9 protein-coding genes are annotated in these 9,808 nt (G+C 70.7%); 6 read left to right on the top strand and 3 right to left on the bottom strand.

From position 1 onward, the window contains the following. Positions 1 to 124: 124 nt before the first annotated feature. A complete protein-coding gene (locus ACZ7G3_RS05545; RefSeq protein WP_426598697.1) occupies positions 125 to 391 on the bottom strand; it encodes a protealysin inhibitor emfourin in 267 nt (88 codons plus the stop codon). A gap of 21 nt (positions 392 to 412) precedes the next feature. Continuing rightward, positions 413 to 1,483: a M4 family metallopeptidase gene (locus ACZ7G3_RS05540; protein ID WP_426598698.1), complete on the bottom strand. Its 1,071-nt coding sequence runs from the start codon at positions 1,481 to 1,483 to the stop codon at positions 413 to 415. 351 nt (positions 1,484 to 1,834) lie between these two features. Between ACZ7G3_RS05540 and leuA the strand changes: the two genes are divergently transcribed. Continuing rightward, a complete protein-coding gene (leuA, locus tag ACZ7G3_RS05535; RefSeq protein ID WP_426598699.1) occupies positions 1,835 to 3,556 on the top strand; it encodes a 2-isopropylmalate synthase in 1,722 nt (573 codons plus the stop codon). Positions 3,557 to 3,740: 184 nt separating this feature from the next. Further along, positions 3,741 to 4,436: a TerB family tellurite resistance protein gene (locus tag ACZ7G3_RS05530; RefSeq protein WP_426598700.1), complete on the top strand. Its 696-nt coding sequence runs from the start codon at positions 3,741 to 3,743 to the stop codon at positions 4,434 to 4,436. 21 nt (positions 4,437 to 4,457) lie between these two features. On the opposite strand, the gene ACZ7G3_RS05525 is transcribed toward ACZ7G3_RS05530, so the two are convergent. Next, positions 4,458 to 4,997 (bottom strand): GNAT family N-acetyltransferase, encoded by a 540-nt coding sequence (locus ACZ7G3_RS05525; RefSeq protein WP_426598701.1) that lies wholly within the window; start codon positions 4,995 to 4,997, stop codon positions 4,458 to 4,460. 255 nt (positions 4,998 to 5,252) lie between these two features. On the opposite strand from ACZ7G3_RS05525, the gene ACZ7G3_RS05520 reads away from it, so the two are divergent. From ACZ7G3_RS05520 to ACZ7G3_RS05505, 4 genes are read left to right on the top strand one after another with little or no spacing between them, the layout of a single operon-like run. Then, a complete protein-coding gene (locus ACZ7G3_RS05520) occupies positions 5,253 to 6,026 on the top strand; it encodes an SCO2525 family SAM-dependent methyltransferase (protein WP_426598826.1) in 774 nt (257 codons plus the stop codon). A gap of 54 nt (positions 6,027 to 6,080) precedes the next feature. Beyond that, complete coding sequence (locus ACZ7G3_RS05515) at positions 6,081 to 7,925, top strand: SCO2524 family protein (protein WP_470923393.1); 1,845 nt, start codon at positions 6,081 to 6,083, stop codon at positions 7,923 to 7,925. 2 nt (positions 7,926 to 7,927) lie between these two features. Then, positions 7,928 to 8,845: an SCO2523 family variant P-loop protein gene (locus ACZ7G3_RS05510; protein WP_426598827.1), complete on the top strand. Its 918-nt coding sequence runs from the start codon at positions 7,928 to 7,930 to the stop codon at positions 8,843 to 8,845. After that, the gene (locus ACZ7G3_RS05505) at positions 8,842 to 9,807 is read left to right on the top strand and encodes an SCO2522 family protein (RefSeq protein ID WP_470923391.1); all 966 of its coding nucleotides are present in this window, start codon (positions 8,842 to 8,844) and stop codon (positions 9,805 to 9,807) included. Before ACZ7G3_RS05510 ends, ACZ7G3_RS05505 begins: the two co-directional genes overlap by 4 nt. Position 9,808 lies beyond the last annotated feature (1 nt).

The following is a 9,808-nucleotide window of genomic DNA, read 5'->3' as shown; positions in this document are numbered from 1 at the left end:
GTGGTCCCGGATCCCGGATCCCTGATCCGTGGTCCGTCCCACGCCCCACAGGCAGCCGTCCGGCGACCGGGGATCCACCCGTACCCTCGGTGAGGGACGTCAACGCCCCCGTGCACGGGCGGTGTTACGCCCCCTCCTTCAGCACCCGCGAGATCAGCCTCCGCTGTTCGTCCGTCAGCCGGGGATCGGCGGCGTACACCGTCCTCCCGTCCACGGTGATCTGGTAGCTGAACCCGTCCGGCACCCCGACGGGGGGCGTGCCCCGTCCGTCGGCGACCGCCCGTTCCGCCAGGGCGTGCCACTCGGCCGCGTCGGGGCGTCCCGTGGTGTCGACCTCCGCGTGGCGTTCGATGCCCGCGAAGCCTCCTGTGCGCCTCACCTGAATCCGCATGGGTCCGTGTCTAGTACGGAACTACAGCGTGCGCACCCCGACCTGCTCCCAGGCCTTGCGCACCGCCTCCAGTTCGTCGGCGTCGCCGTAGCGCTCCCGGGCGGCCCGCACGGTCAGCGTCGCGAAGTCCGTGAACAGCGCGTCCTGCGCCAGCTCGCCGCCGGTGAGCACGTCGTACCAGACCTGCCCCGCCCGCTCCCAGGCGTGTCCGCCGAGCTCGGTGGCGACGAGGTAGAACGCGTGGTTGGGGATGCCGGAGTTGATGTGGACGCCGCCGTTGTCGCGGCCGGTGCGCACGTAGTCGTCCATCGTCGCGGGCTGCGGGTCCTTGCCGAGGACGTCGTCGTCGTACGCCGTGCCCGGCGCCTTCATGGAGCGCAGCGCCACCCCGGTCACGCGCGGGGCGAGCAGCCCGGCGCCGATCAGCCAGTCGGCCTCGGTGGCGGTCTGGCCGAGCGAGTACTGCTTGATGAGGGCGCCGAAGACGTCGGACACCGACTCGTTGAGCGCGCCGGGCTGGCCGTAGTAGGTCAGGTTGGCGGTGTGCTGGGTGACGCCGTGGGTCAGCTCGTGGCCGATCACGTCGAGGGGGATGGTGAAGTCGAGGAAGATCTCCCCGTCCCCGTCGCCGAAGACCATCTGCTCGCCGTTCCAGAAGGCGTTGTTGTACTCGCGGTCGAAGTGCACGGTCGCGTCCAGCGGCAGCCCGCCGCCGTCGATGGAGTTGCGTCCGTAGATCTTGAGGAAGTGCTCGAAGGTGGCGCCGAGTCCCGCGTAGGCGCGGTTCACGGTGGCGTCCTGGCCGGGCTCCTCGCCCTCGCCGCGCACCTTCCTGCCGGGCAGGTCGGTGCCGTGCCGGGCGTCGTAGATCGTGCGGTGCGGCTTGTCGGGCTCGGCGTCGGCGCGCGGGGCGACGGCGGGGGCGCCGATGACCGTGGTCAGCGAGCGGTGGGTGCGCTCGAAGGCGTCGCGCTGGAGGGTCCGGCGGGCGGGTCCGGCGAGCACGGGGTCGTCGTGCTGGGCGAGCTTGTCGAGGACGTGGGGCGGCACGATGGTGCAGAAGACGGGCTCGAAGCCCCCGGATGTCGTCATGTCCGGAACCATCGCACTGCGTGACACGACTGTCACCCCCCGCAACCACGATTGGTGAAAAGCGGCACCAAGGAGCCCTCCCGGCCATCGGTGAGTGGTATACGGCACTTTTTGTCCCGGTTCCCTCCGTGGTCCCGCATACTGATACGGACCCACGCGCGCCGCGTGGCTCGGCTAGGGTGCTGGGCATCATGCGTTTCGGGCTGCTTCTCCTTAGCTGCCGCGGCGAGGGCCTGTAAGAGGCCGACTCCCTCCCCGCGGAGCTTGGTGGTGCCGTCGGCCGTCCTTCCGGAACACGCGGACGTCGCGGACGTCCCGCACACCGCGGACATCACGAGGAGCCCACGCAACATGGCCAACCGCCAGCAGCCCAGTTCCATGCCGACCGCCAAGTACCGCGGATACGAGCAGGTCGACATCGCCGACCGCACCTGGCCGGGCCGGCGCATCACCACCGCCCCCCGCTGGCTCTCCACCGACCTGCGCGACGGCAACCAGGCGCTGATCGACCCCATGTCGCCCGCCCGCAAGCGCGCGATGTTCGACCTGCTGGTCAAGATGGGCTACAAGGAGATCGAAGTCGGCTTCCCGGCCTCCGGCCAGACCGACTACGACTTCGTACGCTCCATCATCGAAGAGCCCGGCGCCATCCCCGACGACGTGACGATCTCCGTACTGACCCAGGCCCGCGAGGACCTGATCGAGCGCACGGTGGAGTCCCTGCAGGGCGCCAGGCGGGCCACCGTCCACCTGTACAACGCCACCGCCCCCGTCTTCCGCCGCGTCGTCTTCCGCGGCTCCCGGGACGACATCAAGCAGATCGCCGTGGACGGCACCCGGCTGGTCATGGAGTACGCGGAGAAGCTGCTGGGCCCCGAGACGGAGTTCGGCTACCAGTACAGCCCCGAGATCTTCACCGACACCGAGCTGGACTTCGCCCTGGAGGTCTGCGAGGCGGTGATGGACACCTACCAGCCCGGCCCCGGCCGCGAGATCATCCTCAACCTGCCCGCCACCGTGGAGCGTTCCACGCCGTCCACGCACGCGGACCGCTTCGAGTGGATGCACCGCAACCTCTCCCGCCGCGAGCACGTCGTGCTGTCCGTCCACCCGCACAACGACCGCGGTACGGCGGTGGCGGCGGCCGAGCTGGCGCTGATGGCCGGCGCCGACCGCGTCGAGGGCTGCCTGTTCGGGCAGGGCGAGCGCACCGGCAACGTCGACCTGGTCACCCTGGGCATGAACCTGTTCTCCCAGGGCGTCGACCCGCAGATCGACTTCTCCGACATCGACGAGATCCGTCGCACGTGGGAGTACTGCAACCAGATGGAGGTCCACCCGCGCCACCCGTACGTGGGCGACCTGGTCTACACGTCCTTCTCCGGCTCCCACCAGGACGCCATCAAGAAGGGCTTCGACGCGATGGAGGCCGAGGCGAAGGCCAAGGGCGTCACCGTCGACGACATCGAGTGGGCCGTCCCCTACCTGCCGATCGACCCCAAGGACGTCGGCCGCTCCTACGAGGCGGTCATCCGCGTCAACTCGCAGTCCGGCAAGGGCGGCATCGCCTACGTCCTCAAGAACGACCACAAGCTGGACCTGCCGCGCCGGATGCAGATCGAGTTCTCCAAGCTGATCCAGGCCAAGACGGACGCCGAGGGCGGCGAGATCACGCCGACGGCCATCTGGGACGTCTTCCAGGACGAGTACCTGCCCAACCCGGACAACCCCTGGGGCCGCATCCAGGTCGCCAACGGCCAGACCACGACCGACCGCGACGGCATCGACACCCTCACCGTCGACGCCACCGTCGACGGCGAGGAGACCACCCTGGTCGGCACCGGCAACGGTCCGATCTCGGCGTTCTTCCACGCCCTGCAGGGCGTCGGCATCGACGTACGCCTGCTGGACTACCAGGAGCACACGATGAGCGAGGGCGCCTCCGCGCAGGCCGCGTCCTACATCGAGTGCGCCATCGGCGACAAGGTCCTGTGGGGCATCGGAATCGACGCGAACACCACGCGCGCCTCGCTGAAGGCGGTCGTCTCCGCCGTCAACCGCGCTACTCGCTGACCAGCCGAATCGGCGGTTCGGGGCTCCGTTCGCCGGAAAACGGCGGGCGGGGCCCCGTCGTATACCGGCCATCTCCATGTGCAGGTCACGGAAAGGTCTCGTCCCGGGTACTGACTCCACGTCGGTGATGTGGCTAACATCACGCCAGCGCGACGATGCTGTCGCGCGGTTACGGAGGTGCGACGTGCTGCCTGGACGGGGACGGAACGGCCGAGCTGCCCGGCTGCCACGCATGCTGGGCACGCGCACCGCGTGGACACCCGTCGGCGACGGCGAGTTCTTCTGCCCCGGCTGCGGAGGCGACCGCAACTACCAGCGGCTCACCGGCCGCCGCCGCTTCACCCTGCTCGGCGTGCCCGTGCTGCCGCGCGGCGAGTCCGCGCCCACCGTCGAGTGCGCGGCCTGCCGCCGCCACTACGGCACCGACGTCCTCGACCACCCGACCACCACCCGCTTCTCCGCGATGCTCCGCGACGCCGTCCACACCGTCGCCCTCGCGGTCCTGACCGCGGGCGGCACCTGCTCCCGTACGTCACTGGAGACGGCGGCCGTCGCGGTGCGCGCGGCCGGCTTCGAGGACTGCACCGAGGACCAGCTGAACGCGCTGGTCGAAGCGCTGGAGGCGGACACCGGCCGGGTCCGCGGGGAGCCCTGCGTGCCCGGCCTGGCCATAGAACTGCACGAGGCCCTGGACCCGCTGGCCCCGCACCTCGCCACCGTCGGCCGCGAGTCGATCCTGCTCCAGGGCGCCCGCATCGCCCTGGCCGACGGCCCCTACACCCCCGCCGAACGCGACACCCTCGCGACGGTCGGCGCGGCCCTCACCCTCTGCTCCGACGACGTGACCCGCCTCCTGGAGTCGGCGGGCACGCCCTCGTAGCCCGTCCTCCTGGCCCGCCCCCTACCCGGGAATGTCCAGGCGCATGATCTGGCGGTGCATGCCCGGGCCGAAGTAGTCGGGGCGCAGGCCGCCGTCGGGTTCCTCGGGGCGGAAGCCCAGGGAGCGGTAGAGCAGGATGGCGGCGAGGTTGGCGGGTTCCACGGTGAGCCGGACCACCCCTATGCCGTCCCGGCGCAGCCGGCTCAGGACCTCCGTCATCAGCTCCCGGCCCAGCCCGTGCCGGCGCCGGTCCTGGGTGACGCACAGGCCGAGGATCCAGCTGTCCCCGCCGAGCGCCCTGGTGGCGGCGAGGACGTAGCCGCGCAGCCGGCCCGTTCCGTCGTCGAGCACCAGGAAGTGCTCCTCGTACATGTCGAAGAGCTGGCGCAGGAGGAAGCCGGGATAGGCGACCTCCTGGAAGACCTCCTCGTCGAGCCGCCGGAGTTCGGGCAGGTCGGACTCCCGGGCCGTCCGCAGGACCAGTGGCAGGGTGTCCGGGTACGGCTCCCCGGGGAACTGCTCGTGGCGGTCCAAGGAGCGTTCCAGCGGTTCGGCGGTCATGCAACCCCCAGTCAGGACGTGCGGACGTCAACTCGACGACACCGGCGGCGCACCCGAAGGAATGAGACCTCGTGTGGCGGCCGGTGGCTCCTTCTGGCTAGAGTGAGCTTCCAACTTCCCCTGTGCAAGGGCGAGTTCGGGTGTGCGACGGTGCGCCGGACGTGCACCCGACGGAAGAGGACTGGCGTGTTCCCGGCTGTCTCGACGTGTCCTGGTGGCTTACCGTGCACGACACTGGGGCTTGTCCGGAATCGAATGGAACGCGGCAGGGTGACTATGGATCGCAACGCCGACGCACCTTGGTCGCAATTCGATCCAGAGGTGTATGTCGACAACAACTACCGGACGCCGCTCGAAGTCGATCTGCTGATCGTCCGGTTGATGCGCGACTATTTCGGCCGCTGCTTCGCCGGGGGCGTTCCGGAATCGGTGCGGGGCGTCGACGTCGGCGCCGGCGCGAATCTCTACCCCGCGCTCTCCATGCTGCCGTGGTGCGAGAAGGTGCTGCTCCTGGAATACGCGCACCCGAACGTCGAATACCTGGAGAAGCAGGTGTCCCCGGGCGGGTACGACACCGCGTGGGACGCGTTCTGGGAGGTGCTGAGCGAGTCGCCCGCCTACCGTGCCGTCGAAGCGAAGAACCTGGTCAGCGAGATCGTCCGGGTGGAGCGCGGCAACCTGTTCGACCTGGAGGAAGGAAACCGGCGCTGGGACCTCGGGACGATGTTCTTCGTCGCCGACTCGATGTCCGAGTGCCCCGACGAGTTCCGCCGGGGCGTGCGGTGCTTCATGAACGCGCTCAGTGAAGGCGCGCCGTTCGCCGCCGCGTTCATGAAGGAGTCGCTCGGCTACCGCGTCGGTGAACACGACTACCCGGCCTACCGGGTGAACGAGGACCGGGTCAGGGAGAGCCTGGAACCGTACACCGGAGAGCTGGAGATCCACGATCTGCACCACGTGGTGCGGCCGGGACACGAGGGAATGCTTCTCGCCCTGGGACGGCGCAATTCGGAGATTGCCACCCCGTAGGAACGGGGACCATGCTGAACACAGGGCAACGAGATCTGTACGAGGGGTGCGGGGATGCAGATCAAGCCACGCCAGCATCTGCTGGACATCTGGCAGGCCATGGCCCGTCACGCGTTCGACGACGGGAAACTCCTGTGGGGGGACACCGACGGGCTGAGCAGCGTCGCGGACGCCGAACGCCTGCTCTGCCTCCTGTATCCGGCCACCGAGGTCCCCGCCTTCCGGCTGGACCAGCCGGACACCACCGAACGTGACGTCCTGCGCGCCCTCGACCGGGTCGGCAGCCGGCTGGAGATCCCGCCCAACCTGATCACCGCGCTCAGCCAGTTCATGCGCACCCACACCGGGACGGACGACAGCCCCACCTTCGCCGGCGGACACTACTTCCGGCCCGCCGAGCCCGGCGGTGAGATCACCCACGAGCAGAGCCAGCTGGGCGTGGTCGACTCCTACTCCATGTCCGTCACGCTCTGCCTCGCCACCCTCGGATTCCTCAAGGTCTACGAGGGCACCACGACCCGCCCCGAGGTGCGCAGGGCGATCACCGAGCTGAGAGAGGCCACGAACGCCCGGCTGACCGCGGCCATGGTCAGTCTGCTGCGCTCCTTCACCGTCAACGTCTTCGACGCCGAGTCCGAACAGGGCAAGCGGCTGATCGAGGTCGTCGGACAGGGCAGACAGTCCGACCGGGCCGTCCTCCAGCAGTTCTCCCGCAGGTTACGCCCCCTGCGCGCCACCATCATCGAGAGCCTCAGCCGCGGCATCGAGGTCGACGAGGGCATCCGCGACGAGAGCCAGCTCTTCGAGTGCGGCTGGGCCTGGGGTGTCGTGCAGGACGCCCCGGAGATCACCGACCTGAGCACCCCGGTCCCCGGCCAGCCCGCCGGCATGGCCGACCGGCTGCCCTACGTGTACTTCACCGTCGTCGCCCTCGACGGCATCCAGGACCTGTTCTCCGACCGCACCCTCACCCTCGGCCTGCTCGACGCCGACCAGCAGGTACTCGCCGAGGCACTGCGCCTGCGCTGGGAGCTCAGCCAGCAGTACTGGTCCGCGATCGCCCGCTTCGGCACCGAGCGCTGGCCCCTGGAGGACCTGCCCTGGCAGACCACCGGCCTGCGCCTGGAGTCCGAGTACTTCTCCCTGACCGTCGCGGCCATCCTCGTCCACGACCTGGTGCGCCGGAAGGCGACCGACGACGACCTCACCCGCACCGTCGCCATCATGGAGCGCCTCGCCGACCGCGGCCGCGTCACCAGCCGGATGACCAGGGACGACCCCGCCATCCGGCTGCACAACCCCGGCGTCACCATGCCGCTCGCCGGGTCCGAGCGCTCCGGCGGGCTCCTCCTGTGGCGGATGACCGACTTCTCCGCCCAGCTCCTCAAGCGGATCATCCAGCTCGCCGAACTCTCCCGGAACATCGGCGCCCAGGACCGGCTGCTGCGCCTCGCCGAGCAGGCCTTCGAGCACCTGTGGAAGCGGCGGATCGAAGAGGAGGACGGCGCCGGGCTCTGGGACAACGTCCGGGCCGTCTACCCGGACGCGCGCAACGTCGGCCTGCGCATGTCCTGGAGCATCACCGAGCGCGTCACCGAATGCCTCGTCGCCGCCCGCAACCTGTACGAGCAGCAGCCCATCCGCAGCCCCGAACTCGCCGAGCTGGCCCGCGAACTGCTCAGCGAGGCCACCCACCTGTTCGGCAAGGAGCAGCTGGAGGCCTCCGCCGCCGCCGACGGCAGCAGAGCCCGGGCCATGCGGAGCATCGAGAGCCGCCTCGACCGCGCCCGCGGCCTGGTCGACGACCGGCCCGCCACCGCCTTCGCCCTGGCCCTGCCCGTGCTCCAGGAACTCGACACCCTGGCCCAGGCCAGGGGTGCCGCCGCGCAGGAGGTGTGAGTGTGCTCGTCTTCGCCGCCTCCGACAAAGGAGGCACGGGGCGCTCGGTGACCAGCGCCAACCTGGCGTACCAGCGTGCCCTCACCGGCGACCACGTGGCCTACGTGGACTTCGACTTCGGCTCGCCCACCGCCGCCGCCGTCTTCGACGTGCCCGGCGCGATGCGCGGCACCGAGGAACGCGGCCTCCACTCCTACCTGGAGGGCGAGGTCGCCGAGCCGGTCAGGATCGACGTGTGGCGGCAGACCGAGCACCCCCTGCTGCGCGCCCGCCCCAACCAGTCCGGCCGCCTCGTCCTGTTCCCCGGCGACGCCGGCGGCGGCGAGTTCGCCATCGGCGAGGAGTCCCTGGAGCGGTGCATCGACCTGCTGCTGCGGATCAACGGCGAGTTCGACATCACCGTCGTCGACCTCAGCGCCGGCCGCAGCTACGCCGTCGACCTGGTCCTCGCGGCAACCGCCCACCCCCGGATGCGCAACGTCCCCTTCCGCTGGCTGGTCTTCCACCGCTGGACCCGGCAGCACGTCATCGCCGCCTCGGGGCTCGTCCACGCGGACCACGGCATCGTCGGCGGAGGCGTCGAACGCGGGCACGACGAGGAGAGCCTGCTGGCCGCGATCCGCTTCGTGCGGGCCGCCGTACCCGACCCCGAGTCGCCGCTGTGGTCCCAGGGCTCGCCCGCCCAGGCCGCCTGGATGCAGGCCTGCGACGAGGCGCTGCGCCGGCTCGCCGCCGAGCACCGCATCGGCGACAGCGTCGTCCTCGGCGTCGTACCGCTGGAGCCCATACTCCAGTGGCGCGAGCAGCTCATCACCGAGGAGGACGTGCTCTCCACCCAGATCGCCAACAAGGAGACCCTGGAGGCGCTGGAGGAGATCGCGCGGCGCCTGACGGACGACTCGCACTGGGGGCGGCCATGACGGACGCGGTGTTCCGGGAGACCGCCGCCGAGCCGCGCACCCAGTCGGTGCCGCTGGCCCACCTCTCCCTGGAGCTGGGCCACCTCTACATGGAGGACTTCGAGGCCGGACCCGAGCGCCTGCGCCGGCACTTCACCGAAGTACGCCCCTGGGTGGAGGCGGCCCGCGCCGCCGCCACCGCCCGGGCCGGCGGCAAACGCGCCCGGATCAGCACCTGCTTCCTCATCGACGACTACTTCACCCGCTTCTCCACGCCCGCCGCGGTCGTCCCCATGCTGCTCGCGGAGGCCGAGCGGGCCGGGCTGACCATCGACTACCTGGCCCGCGAGTCCGGCTGCGCCACCGCCGGCAAGGTGCCCGTCGCCGAGGCGGTGGCCGGCCGCATCGTCGAGTCCCCGCCGCCCGGCAGCTACGGCCTGCGGCCGCCCGCCGCGCAGACCGGCTGGCTCGCCAACGGCGAACGCAGCCCCGTCGCCCGCGCCCCGCAGGCCATGAAGCGGGCCGTCGAGTGGCAGCCGCCCAGGGAGACCGCCGCCCGCCGCCACTCCGTCTTCCTCGACGTCGAACTGTGGAGCGACGACGCCGACGGGCACCGCACCTGGTCCTGCCCCTTCCTCGCCGCCGTGTGGCAGCTCGCCCGCCTGGGACTGCTGCGCAACGAGGGGGAGGCGGTCCTCGTCCCCCAGCCGCACACCGTCGCCGGCTTCCCCGACGACTGGGACGAACTGCCCTCCCTGCTCCGGCTCAACGACCGCGCCGACCCCTTCTCCGCCTACCGCACCTGCTCGGTCCTGCCCACCCGCTTCCTGCCCGTCGAGCACGCCGTCCGCGTGATCCTGGACCAGACCGAGGTCGACCCGGGAGCGCTGGCACAGGTCGCCGACCGCTCCGGACGGGAGCGCACGGCCGTCCCCGACTCGGTCGCCGACCGCATCTCCTACGTGTACTACTCGGGGCTGTGAC

Source organism: Streptomyces sp. NPDC037271 (genome assembly GCF_055603605.1).
This window is presented reverse-complemented; position numbering and strand designations above follow the sequence as displayed.

Coding starts and splice junctions, on each gene's coding strand:
- ACZ7G3_RS05545 (WP_426598697.1), bottom strand. CDS start 391: ATGCGGATTCAGGTGAGGCGCACAGGAGGCTTCGCGGGCATCGAACGC.
- ACZ7G3_RS05540 (WP_426598698.1), bottom strand. CDS start 1,483: ATGACGACATCCGGGGGCTTCGAGCCCGTCTTCTGCACCATCGTGCCG.
- leuA (WP_426598699.1), top strand. CDS start 1,835: ATGGCCAACCGCCAGCAGCCCAGTTCCATGCCGACCGCCAAGTACCGC.
- ACZ7G3_RS05525 (WP_426598701.1), bottom strand. CDS start 4,997: ATGACCGCCGAACCGCTGGAACGCTCCTTGGACCGCCACGAGCAGTTC.
- ACZ7G3_RS05520 (WP_426598826.1), top strand. CDS start 5,253: ATGGAACGCGGCAGGGTGACTATGGATCGCAACGCCGACGCACCTTGG.
- ACZ7G3_RS05515 (WP_470923393.1), top strand. CDS start 6,081: ATGCAGATCAAGCCACGCCAGCATCTGCTGGACATCTGGCAGGCCATG.
- ACZ7G3_RS05505 (WP_470923391.1), top strand. CDS start 8,842: ATGACGGACGCGGTGTTCCGGGAGACCGCCGCCGAGCCGCGCACCCAG.